14 protein-coding genes and 1 pseudogene are annotated in these 16,722 nt (G+C 69.8%); 12 read left to right on the plus strand and 3 right to left on the minus strand.

Annotated features, from left to right (window positions below; all coding sequences use genetic code 11):
• Positions 1–88: 88 nt before the first annotated feature.
• The 10 genes and pseudogenes from OHT57_RS45270 to OHT57_RS45315 all read left to right on the plus strand — a co-directional run bounded on the left by OHT57_RS45270 (position 89) and on the right by OHT57_RS45315 (position 11,484).
• Positions 89–1,138 (plus strand): substrate-binding domain-containing protein, encoded by a 1,050-nt coding sequence (locus OHT57_RS45270; RefSeq protein WP_328752814.1) that lies wholly within the window; start codon positions 89–91, stop codon positions 1,136–1,138.
• A gap of 68 nt (positions 1,139–1,206) precedes the next feature.
• Positions 1,207–2,421 carry a Gfo/Idh/MocA family protein gene (locus OHT57_RS45275; RefSeq protein WP_328752815.1) on the plus strand — a complete coding sequence of 405 codons (1,215 nt, stop codon included), beginning with the start codon at positions 1,207–1,209 and terminating at the stop codon, positions 2,419–2,421.
• Positions 2,422–2,452: 31 nt separating this feature from the next.
• The gene (locus OHT57_RS45280; protein WP_328752816.1) at positions 2,453–3,460 is read left to right on the plus strand and encodes a sugar phosphate isomerase/epimerase family protein; all 1,008 of its coding nucleotides are present in this window, start codon (positions 2,453–2,455) and stop codon (positions 3,458–3,460) included.
• A gap of 479 nt (positions 3,461–3,939) precedes the next feature.
• Positions 3,940–5,091: an inositol-3-phosphate synthase gene (locus OHT57_RS45285; protein ID WP_328752817.1), complete on the plus strand. Its 1,152-nt coding sequence runs from the start codon at positions 3,940–3,942 to the stop codon at positions 5,089–5,091.
• Positions 5,088–6,227: an SCO3242 family prenyltransferase gene (locus OHT57_RS45290; protein WP_328752818.1), complete on the plus strand. Its 1,140-nt coding sequence runs from the start codon at positions 5,088–5,090 to the stop codon at positions 6,225–6,227. Before OHT57_RS45285 ends, OHT57_RS45290 begins: the two co-directional genes overlap by 4 nt.
• Positions 6,224–6,382 (plus strand): annotated as a pseudogene (locus OHT57_RS47590) (sugar phosphate isomerase/epimerase); the annotation flags it as partial. The gene OHT57_RS45290 and the pseudogene OHT57_RS47590, both read left to right, overlap by 4 nt.
• A gap of 305 nt (positions 6,383–6,687) precedes the next feature.
• A complete protein-coding gene (locus tag OHT57_RS45300) occupies positions 6,688–7,851 on the plus strand; it encodes a sugar phosphate isomerase/epimerase family protein (RefSeq protein ID WP_328752820.1) in 1,164 nt (387 codons plus the stop codon).
• A 205-nt stretch (positions 7,852–8,056) separates the two neighbouring features.
• Positions 8,057–10,177 (plus strand): PQQ-dependent sugar dehydrogenase, encoded by a 2,121-nt coding sequence (locus OHT57_RS45305; protein WP_328752821.1) that lies wholly within the window; start codon positions 8,057–8,059, stop codon positions 10,175–10,177.
• A 405-nt stretch (positions 10,178–10,582) separates the two neighbouring features.
• A complete protein-coding gene (locus OHT57_RS45310; RefSeq protein WP_328752822.1) occupies positions 10,583–10,735 on the plus strand; it encodes a hypothetical protein in 153 nt (50 codons plus the stop codon).
• A 164-nt stretch (positions 10,736–10,899) separates the two neighbouring features.
• A complete protein-coding gene (locus tag OHT57_RS45315) occupies positions 10,900–11,484 on the plus strand; it encodes a YrhB domain-containing protein (protein ID WP_328752823.1) in 585 nt (194 codons plus the stop codon).
• Here OHT57_RS45315 and OHT57_RS45320 read toward each other — a convergent pair.
• Positions 11,466–12,581: a DUF3885 domain-containing protein gene (locus tag OHT57_RS45320; protein ID WP_328752824.1), complete on the minus strand. Its 1,116-nt coding sequence runs from the start codon at positions 12,579–12,581 to the stop codon at positions 11,466–11,468. The two genes, OHT57_RS45315 and OHT57_RS45320, sit on opposite strands and share 19 nt — an antisense overlap.
• Positions 12,582–12,920: 339 nt before the next feature.
• On the opposite strand from OHT57_RS45320, the gene OHT57_RS45325 reads away from it, so the two are divergent.
• Positions 12,921–13,526: a hypothetical protein gene (locus tag OHT57_RS45325; RefSeq protein ID WP_328752825.1), complete on the plus strand. Its 606-nt coding sequence runs from the start codon at positions 12,921–12,923 to the stop codon at positions 13,524–13,526.
• Positions 13,527–13,941: 415 nt separating this feature from the next.
• On the opposite strand, the gene OHT57_RS45330 is transcribed toward OHT57_RS45325, so the two are convergent.
• Both OHT57_RS45330 and OHT57_RS45335 read right to left on the minus strand, forming a co-directional pair.
• Complete coding sequence (locus tag OHT57_RS45330) at positions 13,942–14,280, minus strand: thioredoxin family protein (protein ID WP_328752826.1); 339 nt, start codon at positions 14,278–14,280, stop codon at positions 13,942–13,944.
• Positions 14,281–14,440: 160 nt separating this feature from the next.
• Entirely contained in the window at positions 14,441–15,580 is a 1,140-nt protein-coding gene (locus tag OHT57_RS45335) for a PucR family transcriptional regulator (protein ID WP_328752827.1), read from the minus strand.
• An 86-nt stretch (positions 15,581–15,666) separates the two neighbouring features.
• On the opposite strand from OHT57_RS45335, the gene OHT57_RS45340 reads away from it, so the two are divergent.
• The gene (locus tag OHT57_RS45340) at positions 15,667–16,722 is read left to right on the plus strand and encodes a ferredoxin reductase (RefSeq protein ID WP_328752828.1); all 1,056 of its coding nucleotides are present in this window, start codon (positions 15,667–15,669) and stop codon (positions 16,720–16,722) included.

Genomic DNA, 16,722 nt, shown 5'->3' on the forward strand with positions numbered 1-16,722 from the left:
AGCACCGGCCAGTCGGACTCCGTCGGACGCCCACCACCCGGCCGGACTCCATCGCTCGCACACCGCCCAGTCGAAGGGTCGATCCGCCATGCCCAAAACCCCCGCCACCAGCCGCAGAGCACTGCTGTTCGGCACCGCCGCCGTCTCCGCCGGTGCGCTGATGACGGCCTGCACCAGCAATGAGTCCAAGGACCGGGCGCAGGCCGCGGACAACGCCGCCCCGGTCGCGGACGACAAGCCGGGCAAGGCCGTCACCATCGGGTTCGCCGGTCCCCAGGCCGACCACGGCTGGCTCAACGCCATCAACTCCAACGCCAAGTCGCGAGCGAAGAAGTACTCGGACGTCACCCTGGAGATCACCGAAGGCTCCAACGACACCGCCCAGCAGATCGGCCAGGTCCAGACGCTGATCAACAAGAAGGTCGACGTCCTGGTGATCCTGCCCGCCGACGGCAAGGCACTCACCCAGGTCGGCCTGCAGGCCATGAGGGCGGGTATCCCCGTCGTCAACCTGGACCGCGTGTTCGCCTCCCCGCAGGCGTACCGCTGCTGGATCGGCGGCGACAACTACGGCATGGGCCTCAACGCCGGCCACTACATCGGCGAACAGCTCAAGGGCAAGAAGAACGCCAAGGTCGTCGAACTCGCCGGCCTCGACAACCTCGAACTGACCCAGCAGCGCACCAAGGGCTTCGACGACGCCCTGAAGAACTACCCCAACATCCGCAAGGTGGCCCGCCAGGCGGCCGACTTCACGGTCGAGTCCGGACAGGCCAAGATGGCCCAACTCCTGCAGGCCCAATCGGGCTTCGACGCGCTGTGGAACCACGACGACGACCAGGGCGTGGGCGCGCTGCGCGCCATCGACCAGGCCGGACGCGACGACTTCCTCATGGTCGGCGGCGCCGGCGCCAAGTCCGCGATGGACGCCATCAAGGCCGGCGACAGCGTGCTGAAGGCGACCGTCCTGTACCCGCCGACCATGGCCGCCTCCGCCATCGACCTCGCCCGGGCGCTCGGGCAGGCCAAGGGCATCGGAGGTCTCGCCGAGTTCGAGATCCCGTCCTCGCTGACCCTCTACTCGGCCGTGGTCACCAAGGACAACGTCGACCAGTACCTGCCGACCGGCTTCATCTGACCGGACCGGGCCGCAGGCCCCGCGCACACCACGATGAGTCAGTGACACTCCGACCAGGAGGAATCCGTATGGAACAGAGGGACAGTCGGACCGCACCGCCGACACTCGGCGTGGGCATGGTCGGCTACGCGTTCATGGGCGCCGCGCACTCACAAGGGTGGCGCACCGTAGGGCACGCGTTCGACCTGCCCCTGCGGCCGGTCCTGGCCGCGATCGCCGGCCGCGACGCGCACGGTGTGCGGGCAGCGGCCGACAAGCACGGCTGGGCCGCGGCGGAGACCGACTGGCGTGCCCTCATAGCCCGCGACGACGTGCAGCTCGTCGACATCTGCACACCGGGCGACAGCCATGCGGAGATCGCGATCGCAGCGCTGGAGGCGGGCAAGCACGTGCTGTGCGAGAAACCGCTGGCGAACTCGGTGGCCGAGGCCGAGGCCATGGTCGCAGCCGCCGAAGCGGCCCGCTCACGCGGCCAGTTGTCCATGGTGGGCTTCAACTACCGGCGGGTGCCCGCCCTCACCTTCGCGCGCGGGCTCATCGCGGACGGCAGGCTCGGCACGCTGCGCCACGTACGGGTCAGCTACCTCCAGGACTGGCTGGTCGACCCCGACTTCCCGCTGACCTGGCGGCTGCAGCGGGAGCACGCGGGATCGGGGGCGCTCGGCGACCTCGGCGCGCACATCGTCGACCTGGCCCAGTACCTGACCGGTGAGGTCCTGGTCGGCGTCTCCGCCCAGATGGAGACCTTCGTCGAGGAACGCCCCCTCCTCGACGGCGCCTCCAACGGACTGACCGCGTCCGGCGGCCCCCGGCGCGGGCCGGTGACGGTCGACGACGCGGCCGTCTTCACGGGCCGGCTCGCCTCGGGAGCGCTCGCCGCGTTCGAGGCGACCCGGATGGCGACAGGGCGCAAGAACGCCCTGCGTCTGGAGATCAACGGTGAGTCCGGTTCGCTCGCCTTCGACCTGGAGCGGCTCAACGAGCTGTCCTTCCACGACCATCGGGAGCCCGCCGCCACGGCGGGGTTCCGCAGGATCGTCGTCACCGAGGCCGAGCACCCCTACCTTGAGGGCTGGTGGCCGCCCGGCCACGTGCTCGGCTACGAGCACACCTTCGTCCACCAGGCCCGCGACCTCGTCGAGGCCATCGCGTCCGGCACCGACCCGAGGCCGTCGTTCGCCGACGGTCTGCAGGTCCAGCGTGTACTCGCCGCGGTGGAGGAGAGTGCGCAGAAGAACTCCGTCTACACCCCCGTCCAGGCCGTCGCGGCCGAAGTCCGGTAGAGAGCCGGCAAGGAACCCGCTCGGAGGCACCATGCCACGCCCGTTCACCCTGTTCACCGGTCAGTGGGCCGACCTCCCACTTGAGGAAGTCTGTCGTCTCGCGCGTGACTTCGGCTACGACGGACTCGAACTCGCCTGTTGGGGCGACCACTTCGAGGTCGACAAGGCGCTCGCCGACCCGTCCTACCTGGACTCCCGGCACGCGATGCTCGACAAGTACGGACTCAAGTGCTGGGCGATCTCCAACCATCTGGTCGGCCAGGCCGTCTGCGACGCCATCATCGACGAGCGCCACCAGGCGATCCTGCCCGCCGAGGTGTGGGGCGACGGAGAGCCGGAGGGTGTCCGGCGTCGTGCGGCGGACCGTATGAAGGACACCGCGCGGGCCGCACGCGCCTTCGGCGTCGACACCGTCATCGGCTTCACCGGCTCGGCCATCTGGCATCTGCTCGCCATGTTCCCGCCGGCACCCCAGTCCATGATCGACCGCGGTTACGAGGACTTCGCCGAGCGCTGGAACCCGATCCTGGACATCTTCGACGCGCAGGGTGTGCGGTTCGCGCACGAGGTCCACCCCAGCGAGATCGCCTACGACTACTGGACGACCCGGCGTGCTCTGGAGGCCGTCGGCAACCGCCCGGCCTTCGGCCTGAACTTCGACCCCTCCCACTTCGTGTGGCAGGACCTCGACCCCGTCGGCTTCCTCTACGACTTCCGTGAGCGGATCTACCACGTGGACTGCAAGGAGGCCCGCATGCGCCTGGACGGCCGCAACGGCCGCCTCGGCTCCCATCTGCCCTGGGGCGACCCGCGCCGCGGCTGGGACTTCGTCTCCGCCGGACACGGCGACGTGCCCTGGGAGGACGTCTTCCGCATGCTGCGCTCCATCGACTACCAGGGCCCCGTCTCCGTCGAGTGGGAGGACGCCGGCATGGACCGCCTCCAGGGCGCGCCGGAAGCGCTCGCCCATCTGAAGCGATTCGATTTCGACCCGCCGTCGGCGTCCTTCGACGCTGCCTTTGGAGGCAGCGACCACTAGACGCTCCGCAGCAGGAGGCGCAAACCGGCCGGGGGCTGACAAACCGTAACGGGGAAGCAGCCTGGCTGGTCCGGGCTGCCCGTCTACGTCTTTGTCCTGATCCTGGAAGAAGTTCGCCGTTTCCCTGCGCGAGGGGTTCCGGCCAAGGACGAACGGGGCTACGGTCCCCTCGTGCACAGGAACCACACAGTGGTTCGGAACTGACGACGCGTTAGGGCCGTAGGGCGTATCCCTCGTCCGACCGGCCAACCGAGGACGGCCCTGCACAGCGCAGGGCCGAGGGATCCTCAGGCACCGCGAACCTCTCAGCGGCGGCCCATTGCCGCCCCCTCGCACGCCGCAACCGCGCGCATCACGGAGCAGACCTCCAGGCCCGCGGCCAAAGCCGTCCCAATGCCGACGGTCGGCGGGAGGCCCTCGAGCCCCTGCCCACCGTCCTCCAACCACATCGGAACATCGACATGGCAGGGAGGCAGCCCGTGAACCACGACGGGAACGCATCGGAGCCCCAGACCGGCGGGCGGACCGCACGCACCGGTGTCTGGTTCGTCGGAGCCCGCGGATCGGTTGCCACCACAGCCGTCGCCGGATGCGCGGCGGTCACCGCCGGGCTGCGGCCGCCGACCGGCATGGTGACCGAGACCGCACCCTTCGACGGCACCGGCCTGCCGCCTTTGCCCGCACTCGTCTTCGGCGGCCACGACACCGCCCACTGCCCGCTGCCCAAGCGGGCCGAACACCTCACCGAGGCGGGCGTCCTGCCGCACGGGCTCGCCCCCGCCGTACGCGCCGAACTCCAGGCCGCGGACGAGGAGATACGACTCGGCGGCCCGCTCCCGGACGACACGCGAAGCGACGAGGAACTCATCGCGGACTTCGCGGCCGACCTCACCTCGTTCCGCGTGCGCAACGCACTGGCGCGGGTGGTCGTCGTCAACGTCTCCTCCACCGAGCCGCTGCCCGCGCCCGACGCCGTACGACTGCCACCCAGCTCCCTCTACGCGGCCGCCGCCGTGCGAGCCGGCTGCCCCTACGTCAACTTCACGCCGTCCACCGGGCTGCGCATCCCGGCCCTCACGGACGCCGCCGCGGCTGGCGCACTGCCCCACGCGGGACGGGACGGCAAGACCGGCCAGACCCTGCTGCGCGCCGCGCTCGCCCCGATGTTCGTCCAGCGCGCCATCGAGGTCCGCGCCTGGTCCGGCACCAATCTGCTGGGCGGCGGCGACGGGGCGGCCCTCGCCGATCCGGGCGCGGCAGCGGCGAAGAACGCCGGCAAGGAACGCGTCCTGGCCGACACCCTCGGGCACACACCGCAGGGCGAGGTGCACATCGACGACGTACCCGTGCTCGGCGACTGGAAGACCGCCTGGGACCACATCGCCTTCGAGGGCTTCCTCGGCTCGCGCATGATCCTGCAGACCATCTGGCAGGGGTGCGACTCGGCCCTGGCCGCACCGCTCGTCCTGGACCTGGCCCGCCTGGTCGCCCGCGCCCACGAGGCGGGCATGTCCGGCCCGCTCACGGAACTGGGCTTCTACTTCAAGGACCCCGACGCGGGTCCGGCGGGTCTCTCGGAGCAGTACACCGCCCTGTTGTCGTTCGCCGACCGGCTGCGGGAGGCGCGATGATCCGCTCCCTCCTGGCCGCCTTCGCCCCACCCGCAGCGGCGCGCACCCGAAAGTCCGCCCGCGCCGACAGCGACCAGAACCCGGCGGGTGCCCGCGCGGGGCGGGGGAGACGGGCACGGCTGCGAGACTGGGCCGAACTGCTGCGCGTCTCCGCGCTGTTCACTGTGCCCGGCGACGCGCTCGCCGGTGCCGCCGCCACCGGTCTGCGGCCCGGCCGGGGCACGGCGTACGCGGCGGGCGCCTCGCTCTGCCTGTACGAGGCGGGCATGGCGCTCAACGACTGGGCCGACCGCGACGAGGACGCCGTCGAGCGCCCTCATCGGCCCATCCCCTCCGGCCGCATCTCTCCTGCGGCGGCGCTGACCGCGGCCGGGCTGCTGACCGCGGCCGGACTCACGTTCGCCGCCCGCGCCGGCCGCCCCGCACTCGCGGTGGCAGCGGCGCTGACCGCCACCGTCTGGGCGTACGACCTCCGCCTGAAGCACACCCCCGCGGCCCCGGCGGCGATGGCCACGGCCCGGGCCCTGGACCTGGTCCTCGGAGCGACGGCCACCATGCCGGGACCGGGCGCGGCGCCCTCCGGGCAGAAGGCAGCCGGCACGGCACCGCCCGCCGGCAGCCTGCTGCCGAGCCGTCCGCTGCCGAGCCGCCCGGTGGCCGGGAGGCCGGATCCGAAGTCCCTGATGCCACGTCAGGACCCGGGTGCGAGGGCTTCCGGCACACCCGGAACCGCTCTCCGCGTCGGGGCCCCCGCCCTCGCCCTGGCCGCCCACACCTACGCCGTGACCGCCGTCTCCAGGCATGAGGCGTACGGCGGTTCCGCGCTCACGCCCCTCGCCGCCCTCGGCGCGACGACCGTGCTCGGCCTGCTGCTGGCACGTACACGCCCAACAGAAGGGCCCCTCGCAGCGCTGACGGCCGCCGCCTACGTCCGTACCGCCGCCCTTCCCTGCCTGCACGCCGCCCTCAACCCGTCCGCGCCGCTCACGCAGCGGGCCGTCGGCGGCGGGATCCGCGCCATGATCCCGCTCCAGGCCGCGCTCGCCGCCAGGTCCGGTGCGCGTGTGACCCCTGTGGCCGTGCTGGGGCTCGCACCCGTGGCCCGCGCGCTCGCACGGAAGGTGAGCCCGACATGAGCGGCCACCTGCGACTCGGCCTCGGTACCGGCGGCGTGACCGTGCTCCCTCCCGGCGACGCCCTCGGCCTCCTCGCGGACCTCGGCCACGACGGCGTCGGACTCACGCTCGACCACCCGCACCTCGACCTGGGCACGCCAGATCCGGCGACCCGCTGTCAGTCCCGCCAGACCCCCACCTCAAGGTCCGGGCGGTTTCCGCGCCCGCCCGCGAGAAAGACCGCCTGCGTTGCCGTAGGGCGCTCGGGCCCCTCGACCCGTCACCTGTTCGAGGCAGCCGCGGCTGCCTCCCCACGAGCGTCGACGACCGTCCGCTCGTCCTGAAATCCACCCCCCCGCGCAGTATCCGGCCGTGGAGCGGCCACCGAAGTGAAGTCCCTTCTGCTGCGGCATGCCGGCCTCGCTGGCGGCGCACGCCGCAAGGCACCCGCAGCACCGCGACGACGAAAGAGAGAACCACTGTGACCGCGTTCAACGACGAAGCCGTCACCGGCGACGCCCTGCGTCGCGCACTCGGCGTCAACCGCCGCCGCTTCCTCAGCACCTGCACGGCCGTCACCGGGGCGGCGATCGCAGCCCCGGTCTTCGGCGCCGCGCCCGCCCTGGCGCAGAACAGAACGGCAGCCGGCGGCCATGACCGGGGCGGTTCCGCCCTGGTCCCGCCGCACAAGCGCGGCATCATCCTCTACACCGTCCGGGACGCGGTCGGCCGCGACCCGCTGGCCTCCGACCTGCCCTCCGGCTTCCGTGAGGTGTTCAAGCAGCTGTCGCGCTTCGGCTATCGCCAGGTGGAGTTCGCCGGTTACGGCCAGCACGCCAACGCACCCGGCGGCGCCGATCTGGGCACGGTCCAGGGCGCGAAGCTGCTGCGCTCCTGGCTCGACGAGTACGGGCTGCGGGCGCAGGGCAGCCACGGCTACATCCCGCCGTCCTGGCCGCTGACGTCGTCCGACCGGGACACCTTCAAGCGCTGGCTGGAGATCGCCAACATCCTCGGCATGGAGCACATGGGCACCGGCGCCGACCCCACCAACACCCCCTACCGGGCCGACTGGGACGTCGCCGCGCAGAAGTGGAACACCCTGGGCTCCCTCGCCTGCCGCGCGGGCATCAAGCTCTACACCCACAACCACGACGCGGCCTACGACTTCCTGCTCGACGGCGGCCCGCTCGACGCACAGGGGCGGCCCACCCGCAGCTCCGGAATCCGCAAGCTGGAGTACTTCCTGAAGGTGACGGACCGCAAGAGCGTCTACCTGGAGCTGGACGTCTTCTGGGCGCACGTGGCCCAGTACAAGTTCCACACGTACACCGCCCATGACGGCTCCCAGCGCGAGCGCGTCTTCGACCCGGCCGCACTCGTCGAGCGCAACAGCACCCGGTTCCCGCTGTTCCACGCCAAGGACGGCGTGGTCAACACCCAGAGCGGCATGGGCTACGACATGGTGCCGTTCGGCACCGGTGACATCGACTACCGGCGGTTCTTCACCCGGGTGGGAGCGAAGAACTACCGCAACCCGATGGTCGAGCAGGACACCGCACCCAGCACGACCGTGCCCGGCCAGTCCCTGGACTTCGCCCGCATCGGCTACGACAATCTCGCGGCCCTGCGCGCCCGCCACTGACGGAGTGTCACCCGTGGTGCCTGCCCGGCGTCCTGGCGCCGGGCGGGTCTCCCCGTGATGCCCGAAAAGACCGGAAACAACGGGACAAACTTTCCTTGAGATTATTGAAACTTTGTCCTTGACGAGTTGAAAGTGGGCGCCCTAGCGTCCAACTCACGCATTCCGCCTGGCTCTTCACCCGCCGGCCAGACCAAAGGAGTTCTGAGTGCGCAACAGACGGATCGTCACCCTCATGGGGGCGGCTGCGCTGGCAGGAGCCGTCGGGCTCCTGCCCCTCTCCACAGCGCAGGCCGCCAAACCGGACCCTGCACCGCCGACTTCGTCGGACTTCCAGAAGGTCACCCTCAACGACCGTCCGGGCGAGCCCATGGCCCTCGCCGTCCTTCCCGACCGGCGGGTGCTGCACACGGCACGCACGGGAGAGGTCCGCGTCCATGACCCCAAGAGCGGCGTGAACTTCCTTGCCGCCGACATGAAGAAGAGCCCCGCGGGGCTCTACCAGCACGACGAAGAAGGCGTACAGGGCATCGCGGTCGACCCCGGCTTCGCCAAGAACCACTGGGTCTACCTCTACTACTCGCCCCGCCTCGCCACCCCCATGGACGACCCGGCCACCCCGGGAGTCAACGAAGGGGACGCCCCGCAGTTCGGCACGGACGCGGACTTCGCCAAGTACAAGGGCGTCACCCGCCTGTCGCGGTTCAAACTCGTGGGCAACAAGCTCGACTTCGCCACCGAACAGAAGGTCATCGAGGTACCGGCCGACCGCGGCATCTGCTGCCATGTCGGCGGCAAGATCGACTTCGACGGCAAGGGCAACCTGTTCCTGTCGACCGGCGACGACTCCAACCCGTTCTCCTCCGACGGCTACGCCCCGCTCGACGACCGCCCCGACCGCAACCCTGCCTACGACGCGCGGCGCACCGCGGGCAACACCAACGACCTGCGCGGCAAGGTCCTGCGCATCCAGGCCAAGCCCGGCGGCGGATACCAGATACCGCGCGGCAACCTCTTCGCGCCGGGCACCGCCAAGACCCGCCCCGAGATCTACGCCATGGGTCTGCGCAACCCCTTCCGCTTCGGCGTCGACGACAAGACCGGCGAGGTCTACGTCGGCGACTACTCGCCCGACGCCCAGAGCGCCAACCCCGACCGCGGCCCCGCCGGCCAGGGACGCTGGATGGTCATCGACCGCCCCGCCAACTACGGCTGGCCCTTCTGCGTGACCCAGGACATCCCCTACCAGGACTACGACTTCGCCACCCAGAAGTCGAGCGGCGCCTTCGACTGCGCCAAGCCCGTCAACGACTCCCGCAACAACACCGGCCGCAGCGTGCTGCCCCCGGTCGAGAACGCGGAGATCGTGTACGGCTACGGGGCCTCGGTGGAGTTCCCGGAACTCGGCACCGGCGGCATCGGCCCCATGGGCGGCCCGGTCTACCAGTACGACAAGCGCAACAAAGCCCAGAACCGCTGGCCTCAGTACTTCGACGGCAAGCCGCTCTTCTACGAGTGGACCCGCGACCAGATGAAGGCCATCACCCTCGGAAAGAAGAACCAGGTCCTCAAGATCGAGGACGCGATCCCCACGATCAAGACGGACGGCCCGATCGACGCCGAGTTCGGCCCCGACGGCGCGCTGTACGTCCTGGAGTACGGCACCGGGTACTTCGCGGAACTGCCCGAGGCCCAGCTCTCCCGCATCGACTTCACCCGCGGCAACCGCACCCCGGAGCCCAAGGTCGCCGCGGACCTCGTCAACGGCACCAGCCCGCTGACCGTCCAGTTCTCCAGCGCCGGCACGAAGGACGCCGACGGCGACGCCCTGCGCTACGCGTGGGACTTCGACGCCGACGGCACGGTCGACTCCAGGGAGGCGAACCCGAAGCACACGTTCACCGACAACGCGGTCTACGACGCCACGCTGAAGGTCACCGACAGCACCGGGCGTTCGGCCTCCGCGTCCGTCCCCGTCGTCGTCGGCAACAAGGCGCCGGTCGTCGCGCTCACCACCGACCCGGCACCGCACGGTGGCACCCCCTTCCACTGGGGTGACACGGTCACCTGGCAGGTCACCGTCACCGACGACCAGCCGGTGGACTGCGCGAAGGTCAGCGTCTCGTTCATCCTCGGCCACGACTCGCACGGACACCCGCTGTCGACGAGCAACGGCTGCTCCGGATCGTTCAAGACGTTCCTGGACGGCGGGCACTCCGGTTCGGACAACCTCAAGGCGGTCTTCAACGCCACCTACACGGACACGCCCCCGGACGGCCTGCCGTCCCTCTCGGGCAGCGCCGAGGTCGCGCTGACACCGGCCGACTGACCGGCAACGACGACACCGCGACGGGGCGTCTCTCGGGGGCGCCCCGTTGTCGTACGGGGACACACCGCGACCGATGCCGGAAAGCCCCCTGTCCGCGGCTACCACCGCGCTACGGATACTCCGCCGGCAGCTTGGCGCATGCCCTGGTCGCCCATTGCTCGCGAGCGGCGGGCCGGACCGCGACCATCAGGCGCCCACGACGAGTCGACCCGGTCGCCACCCAACACGGCTGGCCCCTCTCGCACCTCCTCCGGCTGCTGACCCACCCGACAACGTCACACCAGCCCCGTGACCCGCCCCTTCAAGAAGGCGGCAACTCAGTGTTCACGGGTGGGCGTCGACATTCTGAGGAGGAACAGGCCATGTTGGTGACCCGCGCGGCACGGACGCTCCATCCTCCTGGGGGTGTTCTCGTGGGCGGCGGTGAACCTCTCACCGCCCGGGGTCCGCAAGGATCGGCACTGGCTTGACCTGGGTGTCGAGCTGGACTGGGCCGGTGAACGGCTTCAGGAGCGGATCTACGAAATTGACGGTGCGAACGGCACCGCCGAGCAGTAGAGCGGGAAGTCACTCAACACCGGAGATCCGAGCGGACGCGAGCAGCCGTGCGGGACTTCACGATCTATTCGCCTGAGTAAGAAGGTCCGTCCGGACCCTCGCACGTGGCGCTGGGCCATGAGAATTCGCTGGTCGGCAGAGGGCCGGTACGGGATGCTGCACGCATGATCGAGCAGGAAGCCGCCGGTCGGGCCGTCGAAGAGCTGCTGGAGCGCGACTATCAGCAGTGGCGTGCTGTGAGCGCGGACGCGGTGAGGATGGCTGTGGTACGTGTCGAGGAGCACGAGCTGGTGTGGATCGTCTCCTGGCAGTCCGAAAAGTTCGTACGCACACGGAACTCGAAGTACGCACTGATTGGCAATGGGCCGTATCTGGTCGACCGTGTCGACGGGGGACTGCATCAGATCGGCGTCGTCTCCGCGGTAACCGGGGAGTGGGAGGCCGACTACCGGGCTCGGATACGCGGCCTGCCGGTCCGCACTGCAGTGGACGATCTACACGATGCGCTCCGCGGGGTGGCCGCTACGCGCGGACGCATGCATGCTGTGCGGACACTGCGCCAAAGGCTGTCTGTGCTCTCGCCTGCGGAGGCCATCGAATACGTGAGCGCGTTGCTGGAGGGTGACGCGCCGGCGCGCCTCGTGGCCGTCGCTGCAAAGGAACTGGTGGAGCCTTTCAACCCGGTGCTTGCGGTGGAGACCATTCTGAGCGGGGCGGCGATCCGGGCCGGTCAGAGACCCGAGGGGTGACTGGAAAGCCAGTCGGCGTGCCGATCGCGCATCTGGTCCCGTTCTCCTGGCGTGGCGAGGAAGACGTCGGCGCCACCGTCGTAGGGGTGGTGGATGCGCTGCATGCGGGTGTCGGTGATGAGGACTCCCGCCGTCTTGTCGTCGGCGATATCTCGGAGCAAGTCGTCGATGCAGCCGCGCTGCCAGGATCGGCGGGCGGCGAACAGGTGGCAGTACGTGCGGAACTCGGGGTCAGGATCGTCCTTCACCAGCAGGCTCTGCCAGAACCCCGTGACGGGTTCCGCTGACGGAACCTCGGCTTCGGTCGTCCAGAGCGGAGTGATGACATACACATCCGTATCAGCGAACAACTCATCGAGGACGGTGTTGTAGCGCTCCAGGACGACGGTGTACTCGCTCTCGTCCTCCGCGTACCGCTTCGACTCCGGAAGGCTGTGAAAGCGCACCCAGACGTCCCGATATGGGTCGCGAAGCCTGTACCCGACCGGAGGGCGACTGGGCCAACGCTGCTGCCACAGTTCCGTCAGATCGGTCTGCCCGTCTCCATGCACCCGCCGCACTCGTCCTCTCGCAGATGAACCTACCGACGACCATGATGTCGGGGGCCCATGTACGAGGGAAACGGACTTCTTAGAGACGCTGCGGCAGTCCTCCAGGCTGTCGTCGTGCACCGACCAGCCGTGCGTGGGCCCCAGTTCGGTGAGGAGCTCGATCAGCATGTCCTCGCAGTCGAGCACGATGTCGTTGTAGCCGCGGCCGCAGGTGCACGGCACGATCAGAGTGAGCACGTCGACCGCGCCGTCGGCCTCGCTGATGCGCGGGGTGCGGTGCAGCCACAGCCCGCCGTCCAGCCAGGCCGTCGCGGCCGCCTCGAAGTCGAAGCCGGGGGAGCGCAGGGCGGGGCTGCCGTTCCCGCCCATGAAGTCCAGCACCTTGGCGAGGGTATCCGGGTAGACGTAGCGGGCGACGGCCGTGACAGCGTCCTCGCGCTGTTCGTCCTGGGTGGGTCGGCCGAGGGCCTGCACCATGTTGAGCAGGTGGGCCAGCGGCGAGTCGGCGTCGTACGGGCGGGTCGCCGTGGTGAGGGTGTCGTGCATGGCGAACCTCTCTCGGGTGCCGGGCCAAGCTGTCCGCGCCTGCGCCCGCTCCCGCCCCGTGCCGGCGTCGGCAGGAAAGCGGCAGGGGACGCGGGGCCGTCAGACCAGGGCGCTCGTGACGCCCGCGACGAGCAGCGCAATCAAGGAGTGATGAAGGAGTGCCCTCTCGTCGGCGCTCCGCCTTTCGACCCTCCTCGAATTGATGGCTGGTGCTCGAGCCTCGGATTTAGCATGCCGAACGGGCTCGGTCACGGCGGCCGAGTCCGAAATGGCTGCCCGTATGGCCGAGTTCGGGGTCGATCGGACCAGCCCGGTCCGGGCTGAGGGGAAAGGGACTCAATGACCAAGCACGACGTCCTTGCAGGTGGCGGGCGATGGCGGCTTCTCGTCGCACTCACAGGCACCCTGCTCGCGGTGATGGCCACCACGACTGCCAGCGCCTCTGTATCCACCAACCTCAGCCAGGATTTCGCCGCGCAAGCGAGGGCGATCAATCTGACCGGCGCGCAGACCGCTGCACTGAATGCCGAAGTCGAACGTATCCAGGCCAAGATGGGCGGAACGCGCGTCAACCTCAACACGATCGCCCTTGGCGGCAAGAACAGCGTGCACGTAGCCGTGCCGGGAGAAGCTGAACCGCGGGACCTGAGGTCTGTCCTCGGTGCTGATGCCGCCTCTTACGACCCGTGCACAGGCGGAGCCGACTACGGCTGGTTCTGCGCCTACGATGAGCCGAACTTCAGGGGCGGCTACATCGAGATGTACACCTGCGACGACTATCCCATGCCGTGGGGCGTCACCGGATCGTGGGACAACAACCAGACGCGAGGCACGAAAGCCCGGATGTATGACGGCAATTGGAATCTCGGCTACACGACACCGGGTGCCCACAGCAGCGACGACTCTGCCTCATGGGCCTGGGTCTCTTGGATCACGAACTGCTAGCTCCTCTGGAGCATTCGGTTCGGGGTGACGTCATGAAGTCCTCCAGTTGGCGGGCCTGGCTGTCCGGCTCCCCCGGACCGCGCCGGGGCCGTCCGCAGACGGGGGCCGAGCCGGGCGGATCAGGCCGCCGTCAGTGCTGGATGGCGCTGGGGAGGATCAGGCGGGCAGCTGGTGCGCGGCCGTCGAGGTCGTACGGCCCTGGAGCAGGCAGGCCGCAGTACCTGAAGCGACGGACCGGACGGACGGAACGCACCTCACCTCCGGGGCGCCGAGTTCGGACGGCTGAAGGGCGCGGCGCAGTCCTGCCGTGGTCGGCCCAGGTGCGTCTTCGTTCGGTCGTTGGTTGCTTCGCGGAGTGCGGGACGAGCCGAGCCGAAACGTGACGGGCGTCGCGGCCACGTGCCGCAGCGGCCGCTCAGAGGTGGCCGTCCAGGAACTTCCGTACCTCGGCGGTGGTCATGGGCCCCGTGCCCTGCGCCACGGCCTCTCCCTCCTTGAGCAGGAGGTAGGACGGGGCGCCGGTGATCCCGTATCGCTCGGTTGCGGCCGGACAGCGCGTGATGTCGGCGCGGACGGCCGTCAGGCGGCCCGTGTAGTCGTCGGCGATGCCGCCCACGACGAGGTCCATCACCTGGCAGGGTTCGATTGCCTTGGGCCAGGTCCCGATGAAGTATGCGAGGACCGGAACCGCGCTCATCCCGAGGATGAAATTGAACTCCGCGTCCTCACGGGGTCGGTGAACCCGCTGCGCCATGGAAGCTCCTGATCTCACGTTCCGTCATTTCATCCCCATCATCCCTTGCGGGGTGTGCCAGGCCGGCCCGGCCGGTCGTCCGGTTGACCTGTCGGAACCGAGAGCGAGGCACGGTTCCCGGGCCGGTTGCGGACAAGGACGTGGACGGTCGACGTACGCGTCAGCTGTCTCGGAGACCGACCGCCAGTGTCAGTTCAAGGACCCGGTGTGGCGATGCGAGATCCGGAAACAGCTCCCGCAGCTGCGCCATCCGGTACCGGACGGTCTGGGGGTGGACGAACAACTCCGCCGCCACCTCGTCCCGCCTGCCCTGGTGCAGCAGCCACGCCCGCAACGTCTCCTCCAGCTTCCGCGCGGTCGCGGCAGGCAGGGCCCGCAACGGTGCGAGGGCGCGGGCACGCAGGTCTGCGAACGCGTCCACGTCGGCGCTCAGCACCAGCTCGGGCAGGTGGTCCTCGGTGTCGCGGATATCGGAGGAGAGGGACCGCGCGCGTACGGCTCGTGCGTATGAGGCGGACGCACGTGTCCATGGCCGGGCCGGGCCGACCACGGCGGTGCGGTCGGTCAGCTGCCGCAGGAGATGCGGTCGGTCGGCGTCGGGGACGAGCAGCACACCGGAGGCGTCCGGCAGATCGTCGAGGACGAGGGTGCTCGGGTCGAGCGTCCGATAGGCGGGCCGGGTCTGGGCGGCGGGCAGCAGGACCGCGGTCAGGGAAACCGGAGGCTGCCACCCCGCCCTTTGAGCCGAGGCCAGCAGCACGTCCGGGCTCGCGTCGGTGAGGAGGGCGCGGGCCAGTTGTTCCAGGTGGCGCTCATGAGCCCTGCCCCGGGCGGCCAGTGCGTCGGCGTGGCCGGCGGCGCTCGCGGCGGAGAGTTCGTCGATGTAGGCGAAGGTCAGTTCGGCGAACTTGGCGACCTCGGCGGCGGGCAGTCCTGCGGGGACGGCACCGGCTGCCAGGCATCGCCAGGCCACGCGGGCGCCGACGCGGTAGGCGCTGAGCAGGGCGTCCATCGAACGGCCGTCGCGTACTTCGCCGCGGCCCAGTTCGTAGGCTGCGTCACCGGCGTCGGCGCCCGTGGCGTTCCCGCTCGCGAGGTCCAGGTAGTGTCCCAGGGCGGTGCGGACGGCTCGGCGGATGGTGGCGCCCATGCGGCCCGAGAGGGCGTGGGCGTAGGGAGGGACCTCGTCGATGATCGCTTGGACGATCTCGTCGGCGGTGGTCCTCAGCGCGGCCCGAAGTACGGTGACCGTCGTCTCATCCAGGGCCAGTTCGCTGGCCCTCCGGATTGCATGGCTCACTTTTTGTTCCCTACGAACAATTCGGCCGACCAGATTTACGTCCTGCGGTCAGGACTTTACGCCTTGAGACGCAGCAAGCTGGAGTCATGACGAGTACAGCCCTCCGCAGCAGGGCGTGGAAACTGCTGGAGATGGTCACGACGCCGCTGCTGCCGTCGGACTACCTCGACCTGGTCAGCCCGCTTCGTGCGGGTGCTGACCTGCGTGGGCGCATCGAGGCCGTGCACCCGGAGACGGGTGACGCCGCGACCATCGTGATCAGACCGGGACGCGGCTGGCGCGGCCACACAGCCGGTCAGTACGTGCGGATCGGGGTCGACGTCGACGGGGTGCGCCTGTGGCGTGCCTACTCCATCACCTCGCCGACAAGCCGGCAGGACGGCCGGGTCACGATCACTGTGAAGGCGATCTCGGACGGCAAGGTCAGCAACCACCTGGTCCGCAGGGCGCAACCGGGCACGCTGATCCAGCTCGACCAGGCGACCGGTGACTTCGTGCTGCCGCAGGCCAAGCCCGCCAAGGTGCTCTACCTGACGGCCGGCAGTGGAATCACGCCCGTGATGGGCATGCTGCGCGACACCGAGTTCGACGACGTCGTCATGGTCCACTGCGCGCCACAGCCGCAAGACGTGATCTTCCGCGACGAACTGCACGGCCTGGTCGCGGACAAGAAGCTGCGGCTCACCGAGGTGCACACCGACACGGACGGCACGCTCGACATCGCCCGCCTCGACGACGTCGTGCCCGACTGGGCCGAGCGCGAGACCTGGGCCTGCGGGCCCGCCGGCCTGCTCGACGCCGCCGAAGAGCACTGGAGAGAGCACGGCGTACTGGAGCGCCTGCACACCGAACGCTTCCGCCCCAGCATCGTCGTCGCCGGCGACGGCGGCGAGGTCACGTTCAGCGCCAGCGGCAAGACCGTCGACGCGGACGGTGCCACGCCGTTGCTGGATGTCGGCGAGGAGGCCGGTGTGCTCATGCCGTCCGGGTGCCGTATGGGCATCTGCTTCGGCTGCGTCACGCCGCTCAAGGCGGGCGCCGTCCGTGACCTGCGCACCGGCGAGATCACCGAAGCCGAGCCGGGCGTCATCATCCAGACCTGTGTGTCCGCTGCGGCGGGCCCCTGCGACATCGAACGGTAG

It is taken from the genome of Streptomyces sp. NBC_00285, from assembly GCF_036174265.1.
Lineage (GTDB): Bacteria > Actinomycetota > Actinomycetes > Streptomycetales > Streptomycetaceae > Streptomyces.